This is a genomic window from Streptomyces sp. NPDC052023, assembly GCF_044548465.1.
Taxonomy (GTDB): Bacteria; Actinomycetota; Actinomycetes; order Streptomycetales; family Streptomycetaceae; genus Streptomyces.
In genome coordinates, this window is the sequence record NZ_JBIUBW010000002.1 from 313,233 (window position 1) to 326,902 (window position 13,670).

The following is a 13,670-nucleotide window of genomic DNA, read 5'->3' on the forward strand; positions in this document are numbered from 1 at the left end:
TGCCGTGGTGCGACGGAAGGGACGGCATGTACGGCTGGATCTGGCGGCATCTGCCGGGGAACGCGTGGATCAAGGCGCTGATCTCACTGGCACTGATCCTGGCCGTGGTCTACGTCCTGTTCCAGTACGTCTTCCCCTGGGCCGAACCACTGCTGCCCTTCAACGATGTGACGGTGGACAACCAGTGAGCGCGCGCATTCTCGTCGTCGACAACTACGACAGCTTCGTCTTCAACCTGGTCCAGTACCTGTACCAGCTGGGTGCCGAGTGCGAGGTCCTGCGCAACGACGAGGTCTCGACCACGCACGCGGGCGACGGCTTCGACGGCGTGCTGCTGTCGCCCGGCCCCGGCGCACCCGAGCAGGCCGGCGTCTGTGTCGACATGGTCCGCCACTGCGCCGCGACCGGCGTGCCCGTGTTCGGCGTCTGCCTCGGCATGCAGTCCATGCAGGTAGCGTACGGGGGTGTCGTGGACCGCGCCCCCGAGTTGCTGCACGGCAAGACCTCGCTGGTCGAGCACGGGGGCAAGGGCGTCTTCGCGGGCCTGCCCACGCCGTTCACGGCGACCCGCTACCACTCCCTGGCCGCCGAGCCGCCCACGGTGCCTGCCGAGCTCGAGGTCACCGCGCGCACGCACGACGGCATCATCATGGGCCTCAGGCACCGCGAACTCCCCGTCGAAGGGGTGCAGTTCCATCCCGAGTCGGTGCTGACCGAGCACGGCCACAGGATGCTGGCCAACTGGCTGACGGAGTGTGGCGACGAGGGTGCGGTGGCGAGGTCGGTGGGGCTCGCCCCGGTGGTGGGCAGGGCCACGGCGTGACCGCGCTGCGCCCTGAGCGCGAGTCCGGGGCCGCCGCGTACGGCGATGCCGGTGAGCAGGGCTCCTCGTACGGGCAGCAGCCGTACGAGGGGGCGGGTGGGTTCGGGGACTGGTACGGGCAGCAGTCGTACCGGGCACCGGTGGGCGACGTCCCTCCGGGCGAGGCGCCGCTGGGCGGGGCTCCTGTGAACGAGGAGACGATGGCCCTGCGGATACCGGAGCCGCCGGGGGGTGTCACAGGCTCCGCGGGAGCCCGGCACGGCGCCGGACGACGTGCCGCGCGAACCACAGGCGTCACAGAGGCCACAGGAACGCCAACAGCCGCCCAAGCCACCGGAGCCGCCACGGGCGGCCGTGCGGCTCGCAGAAAGGCCGCCAAGCGCCGCCACGGGCGTCATGGCGGCCACGCCGACCCCGCGCCGCGCTCCCGCCCGCCCGCGGAGGGGGCACCGGACGCCCACGGGGGCCGCCCGCTCTCCCGCGTAGAGGCCCGCCGGCTCGCGCGGGCCCGCAAGCCCGGCCCCGCGGTCGTCGCCAGCCGGCTGATAGGCGAGGTGTTCATCACCACCGGCGTGCTGATGCTCCTCTTCGTCACCTACCAGCTGTGGTGGACCAACGTCCGGGCGCACGCGCAGGCCGGCAACGAGGCCAGCCAGCTCCAGGACGACTGGGCGAACGGCAAGCGCAACCCCGGCACGTTCGAACCGGGCCAGGGCTTCGCGCTGCTGCACATCCCCAAGCTGGACGTCGTCGTGCCGATCGCCGAGGGCATCAACAGCAAGAAGGTGCTCGACCGGGGCATGGTCGGCCACTACGCCGAGGGCGCGCTGAAGACGGCGATGCCTGACGCCAAGACCGGCAACTTCGGGCTCGCGGGCCACCGCAACACGCACGGCGAGCCGTTCCGGTACATCAACAGGCTGCAGCCGGGCGATCCGATCGTCGTCGAGACGCAGGACCGGTACTACGTCTACGACATGGCCTCGATCCTTCCGGTGACCTCGCCGAGCAACGTGAGCGTGCTCGAACCGGTCCCGCCCGGGTCGGGCTTCACCGAGCCCGGCCGCTACATCACCCTGACCACGTGCACACCGGAGTTCACCAGCAAGTACCGGATGATCGTCTGGGGCAAGATGGTCGAGGAACGGCCGCGCAGCAAGGGCAAGCCGGATGCGCTCGTCAGTTAAGGGCAGATGACACGTGGCAGCGACCACCGATCGTGAAGAGCACACCGGCACCGCCCCCGAGGCGCCCGGCCCGAGGCGCCGGGGGGCGGGCCGGATCGCCATGGCGGTCAGCGTCTTCGGTGAACTCCTCATCACCGCGGGCCTCGTGCTCGGCCTGTTCGTCGTCTACTCGCTGTGGTGGACGAACGTCCTCGCCGACCGCAAGGCGCACCAGGACGGCGACAAGGTCCGTGACACCTGGGCCACCTCCGAGTCCTCCGGCCCCGGCCGGCTGGACACCAAGGACGGCATCGGCTTCCTGCACGTGCCCGCGATGAACAAGGACGAGATCCTGATCAAGAAGGGCACGGCGACGGATCTCCTCAACAACGGCGTCGCCGGCTACTACACCGACCCCGTCAAGGCGACCCTCCCCACCAGCGGCGGGAACGGCAACTTCTCGCTGGCCGCGCACCGCGACGGCCACGGCGCCAAGTTCCACGACATCCACAAGCTGAAGAAGGGCGACCCGATCGTCTTCGAGACGAAGGACAAGTGGTTCGTCTACAAGGTCTACGCCGTCCTTCCCGAGACCTCGAAGTACAACGTCAAGGTCCTCGACGCGATCCCCGAGGAGTCCGGCCGCAAGAAGGCCGGCAAGTACATCACCCTGACCACCTGCACCCCGGTCTTCACCAGCCGCTACCGGTATGTCGTCTGGGGTGAGCTGGACCGCGTCGAGAAGGTCGACGGCGACCGGACCCCACCCGAGGAACTGCGCCGGCCCTAGGCCGCACGGGACGTACGACCGAGCCCCGGCACCCTCAGAGGGTTGCCGGGGCTCCGTCGTGCGACGTGGTGGCGGTCAGTCGCCGTCGTTGCCTCCGAAGATGCCGCCGCCGTTTCCGTTGCCGCCGTTGTTACCGCCCAGGCCCACGGTGCGCAGGGTGATCTGCGTCCCTGCGGGATCGTCGACCTCGGTGTCCACCGGCGGGTTCTGGGCCGTGACGAACGCCCCGTCGCTCTGGTCGCTGCCGCCCTCGAACTGGATGTTGGTGAAGCCGGCCGCGTTCAGGGTCTGCTTGGCCTGACCCACCGTCTGCCCGACGACGTTCGGCACCTTGGTCTTCTGCTGGAGCTTTCCGACGTTGAGGTTCACTGTCGAGTTCTTGTCGACCTGTGAACCGGCGGGCGGTGTGACCTCGATGACCTTGCCGTCCTGGTTGGGGTCGGTGACCGGGACGTCGGCGCACTCGCCGGTGAGGTCGTTGTCCTGCAGTTGCCTCTTGGCGTCGTCACAGGTCTGGCCGGCCACGTTCGGGACGGTCGCCTTCTCCTCGGCCTTGGCGATGATCAGGGTGATCGTGGAGCCCTTCTCGACCTCCTTGCCGGAGACCGGGTCCTGCTCCAGCACGGTGCCCGGGTCGTCCGAGGACTCGCGGGTCTCCGTCTTCACCTTGAACTCGTACTCGTCGCCCTCGAGTTTGGACGTGGCGTCGTCCACGTTCTCGTTGATGACGTTGGGGACCGCGACCTTCGGCGCGCCCGTGGACACCACCACGTTGATCGACGTGTTCTTGTCGACCTTCGTGCCCCGCGGCGGGTCCTGGTCGCAGATGTTGCCCTTCTTCTGGTCCTCGCAGGGCTTGTTGCTGACGGACAGCTGAAGATCGGAGTTGGTCGCCTGTTGCTCCGCGTCCGCCTGGGTCAGGCCCACGAAGTTCGGCACGTCGACCTTGTCGTTGCTCACCCCGTCCCCGCCGAACGCCCAGCGCCCGATCAGGATCGCGCCCACGAGGACCAGAACCGCGGCCACGACCAGCAGGATCGTCGAGGTGTTCGACTTCTTCTGGCGCCGCCGGTCCGGGCGGTCGTCGTAGCCGAAACCGCCGTCGTCCGGGTTGGCCGGGGGAAGCAGGGTCGTCGCGCCCGCGTGGCCGTCGGAGCGCAGGGCCGTGGTCGGCTGGTCGTCGGGGTAGCCGCCGTAGCCGACCGAGCCCATCGCCGCCGTGGCGCCGACCGGCTGGCCGTCGAGGCAGGCCTCGATGTCGGCGCGCATCTCGTCGGCCGACTGGTAGCGGTAGTTCGGGTCCTTGACCAGCGCCTTGAGGACGATCGCGTCCATCTCCGGCGTGATCTCGGGATCGAAGACCGACGGGGGCTGCGCCTCTTCCCGTACGTGCTGGTACGCGACCGCGACGGGGGAGTCGCCCACGAAGGGCGGGCGGACCGTCAGCAGCTCGTACAGCAGGCAGCCCGTCGAGTACAGGTCACTGCGCGCATCCACCTGCTCACCCTTGGCCTGCTCAGGGGAGAGGTACTGGGCGGTGCCGATCACGGCGGCGGTCTGCGTCATCGTCATGCCGGAGTCGCCCATGGCGCGGGCGATGCCGAAGTCCATGACCTTGACCTGGCCGTTGCGCGTCAGCATGACGTTCGCCGGCTTGATGTCGCGGTGGACGATGCCGTTGCGGTGGGCGTATTCCAGGCCCTGGAGGATGCCGATGGTCATCTCCATGGCGCGCTCCGGCAGCAGCTTGCGGCCGGAGTGCAGCAGCTCACGGAGCGTGGAGCCGTCGACGTACTCCATGACGATGTACGGGATCGAGACCCCGTCGATGTAGTCCTCGCCCGTGTCGTAGACCGCCACGATCGCGGGGTGGTTGAGCGAGGCGGCCGACTGGGCCTCCCGGCGGAAGCGGGCCTGGAACGACGGGTCGCGCGCGAGATCCGCACGCAGCGTCTTCACCGCCACGGTGCGGCCGAGGCGGGTGTCATGCGCGAGGTAGACCTCCGCCATGCCACCACGGCCGAGCACATGACCCAGCTCGTACCGGCCGCCGAGGCGACGCGGCTCTTCCATAAGCTACCTACCAGCCCTCTCCGTCGGTCCCGGCCGGCATGTGGTGCGGCCGGAGACTGCCGTCCGGGCCTACCGTACCCGGCTCGCTTTGTATGACCTGGCCAAGCCCGTCAGCTGATACAGGACCGGTATCGCAACGTGCATCAATGTGAAGGCGACGTGACGGGGCTCTCACTGCTTGCTCTTGATGACCGCCTCCATCACGCTCTTCGCGATGGGTGCCGCGAGGCCGCCGCCGGAGATATCGCCACGGTCCGCCGCCTCGTCCTCGACGACCACGGCCACGGCGACCGGCGAGCTGCCGTCCTCCGCCTTGGCGTACGAGATGAACCAGGCGTAGGGCTTCTCACTGTTGTCGACGCCGTGCTGGGCGGTACCGGTCTTGCCGCCCACGGTCACGCCGTCGATCTTCGCGTTGCTTCCCGTGCCCTTGTCGACGACCGTCTCCATCATCGACTGCAGGATCTGGGCGTTGTCCGAGGACAGCGGCTTGCTCAGCTCCTCCGGCTCGGTCTGCTCGATGGTGTCGACGTTGGACGCCTGGAGCTTGTCGACCATGTACGGCTTCATCAGCGTGCCGTCGTTGGCGACCGCGGCGGCGACCATGGCCATCTGCAGCGGGGTCGCGGCGGTGTTGAACTGGCCGATCGAGGACAGCGCCACCTCGGAGGGAGCCATGTCCTCGGAGAAGACCGAAGCGTTGGAGCGGACGGGCGTGAACTGCTCCTCGGTGAAGCCGAACTTCTTCGCCGTCTCCAGCATCTTGTCGTTGCCGAGGTCGGAGCCGACCTTGCCGAAGACGGTGTTGCAGGACCACTGCAGGGCGACCCGGAGGGTGGCGTTCTTGCAGGGGATGGTCCCCTCGTTCTTCAGCACGGTCGTGGTGCCGGGCATGGTCCACGGCAGCGGCGTCTTGGTGGGCGAGTCCGCTTCCGGGTACAGGCCGTGCTCCAGGGCCGCCGCCGCGGTGACGACCTTGAAGGTCGAGCCCGGCGGGTAGGTCTCGCGCAGCGCCCGGTTGAGCATCGGGTCGTTGGCGTCGTCCTTCTTCTGGAGCTTGTTCCAGGCCTTCTGGTCGTCGTCGGAGTACCCGGCGATCGTCGAGGGGTCGTACGACGGGTAGGAGGCCAGCGCCAGGATCGCCCCGGTCTCGGGGTCCAGCGCCACCACGGCGCCCTTGCCGCGCTCGGCCAGGCCCTCGTACGCCGCCTTCTGCGCGGCCGTGTTGAGGGTGGTGACGACGTTGCCGCCGGCCTTCTTCCTGCCCGTGAGCATGTCGAGGGTGTTGCGGAAGAACAGCCGGTCGTCGTTGCCGGTGAGGATCCCGTCCTCCAGGTTCTCCAGCTGGTTGGTGCCGAAGGCCTGGGAGGCGTAGCCGGTGACGGGTGCCCACATGGGGCCGTCCTTGTAGGTGCGGACGTACTCGAAGTCGCCGCTGGCGGCCCGCTTGGAGCCGGTGATGGCCTTGCCGTCGACGATTATGTCGCCGCGCGGGGTGGCGTAGCGCTCGATCGCCACGCGGCGGTTGTCGGTGTCGGAGGCCAGCTCGTCCGCCCGGACGTACTGGAGCCAGTTGTCGCGGATCAGCAGCGTCAGGACGAGCAGTCCGCAGAAGATCGCGATCCGGCGCAGGGGCTTGTTCATGACGGGCGGACCACCTGGGTCATCTCGGCGTCGGGGTTGGGGGCGGGGGCCGGCGCCGGGCGGCGCGCGGTGTCGCTGATTCTCAGCAGGATGCCGATCAGGGCCCAGTTGGCGATCACGGAGGAGCCGCCGTAGGCCAGGAACGGCATCGTCATACCGGTCAGCGGGATGAGCCCCATCACACCGCCGGCGACGACGAACACCTGGAGGGCGAAGGCGCCGGACAGGCCGATGGCGAGCAGCTTGCCGAAGGGGTCGCGGGCGGCGAGGGCGGTGCGCACGCCGCGTTCCACGATCAGGGCGTAGAGCAGCAGCAGGGCCATCACACCGGCGAGGCCCAGCTCCTCGCCGAAGGTGGCGAGGATGAAGTCGGAGTTGGCGGCGAACCGGATCAGCTCGGAGTGGCCCTGGCCCCAGCCGGTGCCGAGGGTGCCGCCGGAGCCGAACGCCCACAGCGCCTGCATGGCCTGCTCGGAGTGCCCGCCCACGCCCTGACGGGAGAGCGTGTACTCGCGCATCGGGTCCAGCCAGGCGTCGACGCGCTGCTGGATGTGCGGCTCGAACGAGGCCACGCCGACGGCGCCGACCGCGGACATCAGCAGACCGAAGACGATCCAGCTGGTCCGCTCGGTGGCGACGTACAGCATGATGACGAACATTCCGAAGAACAGCAGCGACGTACCCAGGTCGGTCTCGAAGACCAGGATCAGGATCGACATCGCCCAGACCACGAGGATCGGGCCGAGGTCGCGGCCGCGCGGCAGGTACAGACCCATGAAGCGGCGGCTGGCCAGGGCGAGCGCGTCCCGCTTGACCATCAGGTAGCCGGCGAAGAAGACCGCGAGGACGATCTTCGCGAACTCACCGGGCTGGATGGAGAATCCGCCGACGTTGATCCAGATCTTGGCGCCGTAGATGTTCTGGCCGAGGCCCGGCACCAGCGGCAGCAGCAGCAGGAACAGCGCGCCGACCATGGAGATGTACGTGTAGCGCTGCAGGGCGCGGTGGTCCTTGAGGAAGATCAGCACCACGATGAACAGCGCGATGCCCATCGCCGTGTACAGCAGCTGGCGCGGGGCGGCGGTGCCGGCCTGGCCGATGTCCTGCAGCAGCTCGGACTGGTCCAGCCGCCAGATGGCGACCAGCCCCAGCCCGTTGAGCAGGGTGGCCAGCGGCAGCAGCAGCGGGTCGGCGTACGGAGCGAACTTGCGGACGACGAGATGGCCGACGCCGGCCAGCAGGCCGAGGCCGAGCCCGTAGCCCAGCAGGCCGGCCGGTACCTCGTCGTTGACGGCGAGGCCGACGTTGGCGTAGGCGAAGACCGGGATGAGCACGGCGAACACCAGGAGCCCGAGCTCCGTGTTGCGCCGGCTCGGCGTGCCGATCGAGCCGATCGTGGACGTGTGCTGCGTCGACGGATTGGAAGTACTGCTCATCGTGTGACGGGGCCTCTCACGGCTTGCCTACTGCTTACCGCACAGCGAGACGACCTTCTGCTCTTCCTCCGAGAGGCTGGGGCCGGGGCTGGGAGTGGGCGCGGTCGCGGACTGGGTCGGGGACGGGGATCCGGTGGCCGACGGGGTCGGCGTGGCCTTGGACGTGAAGGAGGTGCGGGTGGTTCCCGTGGTACCGCCGGCCTCGCCCTGGCCGGTCCGCGCGCTGTTCTCGCTCTCGGCGGCGCGTCGCTGCGCCTCCTTCTTGCACGCGGAGGCCTGCACGCCCAGCTCGTCGATCTTCGCCTGGGCGTTCTTCAGCCCGCCCTCGGCGATCGTGGCCTCGACCAGCTTCTGCTGGTAGGGCGGCAGGTACTTGAGTTCGATCTCGGGGTGGTCCTTCTCGACCTTCGACAACGAGACCCAGGCCAGGTCCTGGCTGATGCCCCGGTACAGCGCGACGTGCTCGTCGTTGGTGCCGACGTAGTACTGGGTCTGCGTCCAGCGGTAGCCGCCGTACAGACCGCCACCGATGACGGCCAGCGCGAGGACGGTGTAGAAGGACCTCTTCAGCCAGCGGCGCCGGGGCCGCGGCTTGACGAAGTCGTCGTCGCTGTAGCCGCCGAAGCCGTCCGCCGGGATGTAGCCGGTGGTGTCGCCGGAGCCGGGCGGGCCGAACTCGCCGCCCCCGCCGCCCTGCCCGGGCACCTGGCGGCCGAGGCCCGCGGCACGGCCGGCCGGGGTCTGCATGATGCCGTTGTCGTGCAGGTGGTTCTGGTTCTCGGCGACCGCTCCGACCACGACCGGGGTGTCGGACAGCTGGCCGGCGAGGGTGTCACCGGTGTCGAGGTCGAGGACGTCCGCGACGATCACGGTGATGTTGTCGGGGCCGCCGCCGCGCAGTGCCAGCTCGATCAGCTGCTGAACGGTCTCCTGCGGGCCCTGGTAGCTGGCGAGGGTCTCCTCCATCGTCTGGTGGGAGACGACGCCGGACAGGCCGTCGGAGCAGATCAGATAGCGGTCGCCGGCCCGCACCTCGCGGATCGACAGATCGGGCTCGACGTGGTCACCGCTGCCGAGGGCCCGCATCAGCAGGGAGCGCTGCGGGTGGGTGGTGGCCTCCTCCTCGGTGATCCGGCCCTCGTCGACGAGGCGCTGCACCCACGTGTGGTCCTGGGTGATCTGCGTGAGGACACCGTCGCGGAGCAGGTACGCGCGCGAGTCGCCCACGTGCACCAGGCCGAGCCGCTGACCGGTCCACAGCAGGGCGGTGAGGGTGGTGCCCATGCCCTCGAGCGACGGGTCCTCCTCGACCATCTGGCGCAGCTGGTCGTTGGCGCGCTGGACGGCCGCGCCGAGCGAGGTGAGGACGTCGGAGCCGGGGATGTCGTCGTCGAGCTGGACGATGGTGGAGATCGCCTCGGAGGAGGCGACCTCGCCGGCCGCGGCGCCGCCCATGCCGTCGGCGATGGCGAGCAGGCGCGGACCGGCGTATCCGGAGTCCTCGTTGCCCTCGCGGATCATGCCTTTGTGCGAACCGGCGGCGAAGCGCAGTGACAGACTCATGCGCACCTCGCCCGTCGGCTCCGGGTACAGCCGATCGTGTCGAGCCACACTGCCCACCCTCCGGTCGGGAGCGCGCCGGGGCCCCGGGTGTGGACCGCCGCTGCGTGCTCGCTCCGCTCGCGCTCATTCATGATGTAGCACTACTTCCGCAGCTCGATGACGGTCTTGCCGATGCGGATCGGTGCGCCCAGCGCGATCGGCGTGGGGGTCGTGAGGCGGGTCCGGTCGAGATAGGTGCCGTTGGTGGACCCGAGGTCCTCGACGATCCACTGACCGTCCCGGTCCGGGTAGATCCTGGCATGCCGGCTGGAGGCGTAGTCGTCGTCCAGCACGATCGTGCTGTCGTGCGCCCGGCCCAGGGTGATGGTCTGGGACTGGAGGGCGACGGTGGTGCCGGTGAGTGTGCCCTCGGTCACCACGAGTTTGGTGGGGGCGTTGCGCCGCCCCCGGCCGCCGGCCGGTTGCTGGCGCTGCTGCGGAGGCGCCTGGCGCGTGGCCTGCTGCGCCCGGTTCGCGTCCCGTCGGGATCCGCGCTGTGTGACGCGCGTACCGAACAGATCGCTGCGGATGACCTGCACGGCCACGATCACGAACAGCCACAGTACGGCCAGGAAACCCAGCCGCATGACCGTGAGGGTCAGCTCTGACATTGCCCCCGGATCACCCTTCGGCTTGCCTATAGATAACGGTGGTGCTGCCCACGACGATCCGCGAGCCGTCGCGGAGCGTAGCGCGGGTGGTGTGCTGCCCGTCCACCACGATGCCGTTGGTGGATCCGAGATCCTGGATCGTCGAGGGCGTTCCGGTCCGGATCTCGCAGTGCCGGCGGGACACGCCGGGGTCGTCGATCCGCACGTCGGCGTCGGTGCTGCGGCCCAGGACCAGCGTCTGGCGGGAGATCTGGTGGCGGGTGCCGTTGATCTCGATCCAGTACCTGGTCCGGGAGCCAGGGGCGGCGCCGGGCGCGGCCCCGGGACGCTGGGCGGCGGGCTGGGCCGGCTGGGGATAGCCGTACCCGCCCGGGCGGGCGCCGGGCGGCGGTGCCGAGGGCATGGGGGGAGCGCCCGCGGGCTGCGCCGGGGCGCCGGCCGGCGGGTACCCGTAGCCACCGGCGGCACCGGCGGGGCGGGCACCGCCGGGCGCGGAGCCCGGTGCCTGCTGGCTGGTGGAGGAGGCGAGCGTACGGCTGCGCACCCGGTACAGACCGGTGTCCAGGTCGTCGGCCTTCTCCAGGTGGACCTTGATCGGGCCCATGAACGTGTAGCGCTGCTGCTTCGCGTAGTCGCGGACCATGCCGGCCAGCTCGTCGCCGAGCTGGCCGGAGTAGGGGCTGAGGCGCTCGAAGTCCGGGGCGCTCAGCTCCACGATGAAGTCGTTGGGCACGACCGTGCGGTCGCGGTTCCAGATGGTCGCGTTGTTGTCGCACTCGCGCTGGAGCGCGCCCGCGATCTCCACGGGCTGTACCTCGGACTTGAACACCTTGGCGAAGGTGCCGTTGACCAGACCTTCGAGACGCTGCTCGAACTTCTTCAGGACTCCCATGGGGCACCTCCTCCGGTGTTGCCGTCCTGTGTACTGCCTACCCGGTACTGCTTACTGATCGTATCCACGCCCCGGTTAATCGGCTGGTTCCCCCTGTCAGCCCGGTCGACGGGTGTCGACGGATGCCGACGCCTGACGAAGTTCCCTGTGGCGCTCCCCTTCGAACTTCTGGCATGGATCGTAGAGGGGGTCGCAAACAAGTGTCCCGCACCGGACTGTGGACTCGGTCCGGCTCCTGGGCAGACGGCCCGGACCGGTACGAGGTTGATACGTGCGGCGGTCCTCCGGCCGCTCGGCGTGCCGGTGTGGGGGTGCCCCTGCCCTGGATAAGGGATGTGAACCCACCCCATCCAGCGTGCTAATGTTCTGGGTGTCGGAAGGCGCCAACCCCAAGGGGACGGGGCCGGAGACACACCCAATGCGCGGGTGGCGGAATAGGCAGACGCGCTGGATTCAGGTTCCAGTGCCCGCAAGGGCGTGGGGGTTCAACTCCCCCCTCGCGCACAGAGATACCGATGAGACGGGTCTCCGCAAGTGACGGAAGTCACGGCGGGGGCCCGTTTCTCTGTTTGCTGACGCCGCGTGACGAGCCTGCTCGTGATCTATCTCACGAGCCGACGCCAACGCCCTCTCCAGCTACGCGCCGTGGGCTGCCGCCGAGCAGGGTCTCGTACGGGCTCAGGGCGCGGCCTCCGCCGGGAGCACCACGCAGACCTCGTAACCGCCGTCGCTCGTCGGGCCCGAGGTCATGGTGCCGCCGAGCAGTTCGGTGCGCTGGCGGAGACCGATCAAACCGTGGTGTGCGCTGGGGAGGGGCAGGGCCGGCCGGGTCGGCGCGGTGTTGGTGACCCGGACGCGGACGCGGCCGTCGGCATGGCGCAGGTCGATGCGGGCGGTGGCGCCGGGGGCGTGTTTGCGGGTGTTGGTCAGGGCTTCCTGGACCGTGCGGTAGACCGCTCGCTGGACGGTGGGCGGAAGATCTTCGGGAAGGTCCGTCCTGAGCTCGGTCTCGATACCGCAGCCGTCGGCCAGCTTCCGGAGGTCGGTGAGGGCCGGTTGCGGGGTCAGTTCCGTCGGGTGGCCACCGGAGGCGCGCAGGACGGCGACCATGTGGCGCAGCTCGTCGAGCGTCTGCACACTCAGTCGCCTGATCGTCGCGGCGGCCTCCCTGGCCTCCGGATCGCTCGTTCCGACCTGCAGCGCTCCGGCACGCACGGCGATCAGCCCGACCTGGTGGGAGACGACGTCGTGCATCTCCCGCGCGAGCTGGGCGCGTTCCTTCGCCAGGACGGCCTGCGCGGTCAGCAGCTGCTGATGGTCTCGTGCCTGGGAGATCTCGGTCAGTTTCAGCGACAGGTCGCGCCGGGTCTGCACGAGCTGCCCCAGGAACACGGCGGCGGCCGCCGTCGCGGCGGTGTAGCCGAGCCTGATCAGGGTCGAGGGCTCGGTCAGATCGAGATTCAGCGTCGGCACGAACGTCGCGTCGCTGACCGTGTAGATCAGGGCGCACAGGACCAGCAACGCCCGACTGCGGCTGAGGGAGGCGAGCGTGTACAGCGCGACCAGGCACGCGAAGAGCGCGTCGGACAGCAGGACGGCCGGCAGGGTCAGGGCGAAGGTCAGCAGCGGTCGGCGGCGGCGCAGCAGCAGGGCGGCGGCGGCTGCCATGGCGCAGGCCGTCCGCCACGGCTCCTCGGCTTCCCAGTGGACCCAGACGTCGAGGAGGGCCAGGCCCACCGCCAGGGCGTCCAGGAGCAGCGGGGGCGGGCGGCGGGTCATCCCGGTCCCCTGGTGAGCAGTCCGGCCCGTTGGGCGAAGAGGGCGGCCTGGACCCGGCCGCTCACCTCCAGCTTGGTGAGGATCGCGCTGACGTGGTCCTTGACCGTGCCGGTGCTCAGGTGCATCCGGGTCGCGATGTCGGCGTTCGACAGGCCCTCGGCGATGAGGACGAGCACCTCGCGTTCACGGTCGGTCAGGCGCTTGAGGAGCTGCGGCGGGTGCTCCTGCGCCCCGGCGCTCAGGTAGCCCTCCACCACCACCCGCGTCACCTTGGACGACAGCACCGTGCCGCCGCCGGCCAGGCTCCGCACCGCGAGCGGCAGCGCCTCGGGGTCGGTGTCCTTGAGGAGGAAGCCGGCGGCGCCCGAGCGCAGTGCCGTCTCGACGTACTCGTCCATGTCGAACGTGGTCAGCATGGCCACCACGGGAGGTTCCGGCAGTTCACGAATGTGGCTCAGGACGGTGAGGCCGTCCACGTCGGGCATCCGGATGTCCAGCAGTACGACGTCGGGGCATGTCTCGCGCACCGTCCGCAGGGCCTGACCGCCGGACACCGCCCCAACGACCTCGATGCCGTCGGCGGCGTCGAGGATGCGCTGGAAGCCCGTGCGGATCAGGGCTTCGTCGTCGACCACCAGTACCCGGATCACGTGTGCTCCAGCCATATCGGACCACTGTCCGATTCGTACCACGTCGAGGGCGGCTCCGCCGCTGGGCGGGGGTCGTGGGGGGCGGTGGGGTGGCGAGGAGGGGGGTGGGGGGTGGCGTAGGCGCTGGTGGGAGCGTCGTGGATGGAGAGGGGGCGTCGTGGACGTGGGTGGGGGCGCGTAGGCGTCGGTGGGGTCGCCGCGGAC

General features: G+C 69.7%; 12 protein-coding genes and 1 tRNA gene. 5 read left to right on the forward strand and 8 right to left on the reverse strand.

The features are described from left to right. The first annotated feature begins 26 nt into the window (after window positions 1-26). From ACIHCM_RS05550 to ACIHCM_RS05565, 4 genes are read left to right on the forward strand one after another with little or no spacing between them, the layout of a single operon-like run. Entirely contained in the window at window positions 27-188 is a 162-nt protein-coding gene (locus ACIHCM_RS05550) for a hypothetical protein (protein ID WP_399889492.1), read from the forward strand. Continuing rightward, window positions 185-823: an aminodeoxychorismate/anthranilate synthase component II gene (locus ACIHCM_RS05555; protein WP_399889495.1), complete on the forward strand. Its 639-nt coding sequence runs from the start codon at window positions 185-187 to the stop codon at window positions 821-823. The genes ACIHCM_RS05550 and ACIHCM_RS05555 overlap by 4 nt, the downstream gene beginning before the upstream one ends. After that, entirely contained in the window at window positions 820-2,010 is a 1,191-nt protein-coding gene (locus ACIHCM_RS05560) for a class E sortase (protein ID WP_399889498.1), read from the forward strand. The genes ACIHCM_RS05555 and ACIHCM_RS05560 overlap by 4 nt, the downstream gene beginning before the upstream one ends. Before the next feature lie 13 nt (window positions 2,011-2,023). Then, window positions 2,024-2,779, forward strand: a complete 756-nt coding sequence (locus ACIHCM_RS05565) for a class E sortase (RefSeq protein WP_399889501.1) — start codon at window positions 2,024-2,026, stop codon at window positions 2,777-2,779. A gap of 75 nt (window positions 2,780-2,854) precedes the next feature. Here the strand turns inward: ACIHCM_RS05565 and pknB are convergent, their stop codons facing one another. From pknB to ACIHCM_RS05595, 6 genes are all read right to left on the reverse strand, one after another. Next, the gene (gene pknB / locus ACIHCM_RS05570; protein ID WP_399889504.1) at window positions 2,855-4,852 is read right to left on the reverse strand and encodes a Stk1 family PASTA domain-containing Ser/Thr kinase; all 1,998 of its coding nucleotides are present in this window, start codon (window positions 4,850-4,852) and stop codon (window positions 2,855-2,857) included. Between the two features lie 171 nt (window positions 4,853-5,023). Further along, a complete protein-coding gene (locus ACIHCM_RS05575; protein ID WP_399889507.1) occupies window positions 5,024-6,496 on the reverse strand; it encodes a peptidoglycan D,D-transpeptidase FtsI family protein in 1,473 nt (490 codons plus the stop codon). Next, window positions 6,493-7,932 carry an FtsW/RodA/SpoVE family cell cycle protein gene (locus tag ACIHCM_RS05580; protein WP_399889510.1) on the reverse strand — a complete coding sequence of 480 codons (1,440 nt, stop codon included), beginning with the start codon at window positions 7,930-7,932 and terminating at the stop codon, window positions 6,493-6,495. The genes ACIHCM_RS05575 and ACIHCM_RS05580 overlap by 4 nt, the downstream gene beginning before the upstream one ends. Before the next feature lie 27 nt (window positions 7,933-7,959). After that, entirely contained in the window at window positions 7,960-9,495 is a 1,536-nt protein-coding gene (locus ACIHCM_RS05585; protein WP_399890554.1) for a Stp1/IreP family PP2C-type Ser/Thr phosphatase, read from the reverse strand. 140 nt (window positions 9,496-9,635) lie between these two features. Further along, complete coding sequence (locus ACIHCM_RS05590; protein ID WP_399889513.1) at window positions 9,636-10,145, reverse strand: FHA domain-containing protein; 510 nt, start codon at window positions 10,143-10,145, stop codon at window positions 9,636-9,638. 10 nt (window positions 10,146-10,155) lie between these two features. After that, window positions 10,156-11,037, reverse strand: coding sequence for an FhaA domain-containing protein (locus tag ACIHCM_RS05595; RefSeq protein ID WP_399889516.1), 882 nt, complete (start codon window positions 11,035-11,037; stop codon window positions 10,156-10,158). Between the two features lie 420 nt (window positions 11,038-11,457). On the opposite strand from ACIHCM_RS05595, the gene ACIHCM_RS05600 reads away from it, so the two are divergent. Then, window positions 11,458-11,541, forward strand: a tRNA-Leu gene (locus ACIHCM_RS05600). Between the two features lie 174 nt (window positions 11,542-11,715). Here ACIHCM_RS05600 and ACIHCM_RS05605 read toward each other — a convergent pair. Together ACIHCM_RS05605 and ACIHCM_RS05610 are read right to left on the reverse strand one after the other, a co-directional pair. After that, complete coding sequence (locus tag ACIHCM_RS05605) at window positions 11,716-12,816, reverse strand: sensor histidine kinase (protein WP_399889519.1); 1,101 nt, start codon at window positions 12,814-12,816, stop codon at window positions 11,716-11,718. Further along, on the reverse strand, window positions 12,813-13,466 hold the full coding sequence (locus tag ACIHCM_RS05610) for a response regulator (protein WP_399890557.1): 654 nt from the start codon (window positions 13,464-13,466) through the stop codon (window positions 12,813-12,815). The genes ACIHCM_RS05605 and ACIHCM_RS05610 overlap by 4 nt, the downstream gene beginning before the upstream one ends. Between the last annotated feature and the right edge of the window lie 204 nt (window positions 13,467-13,670).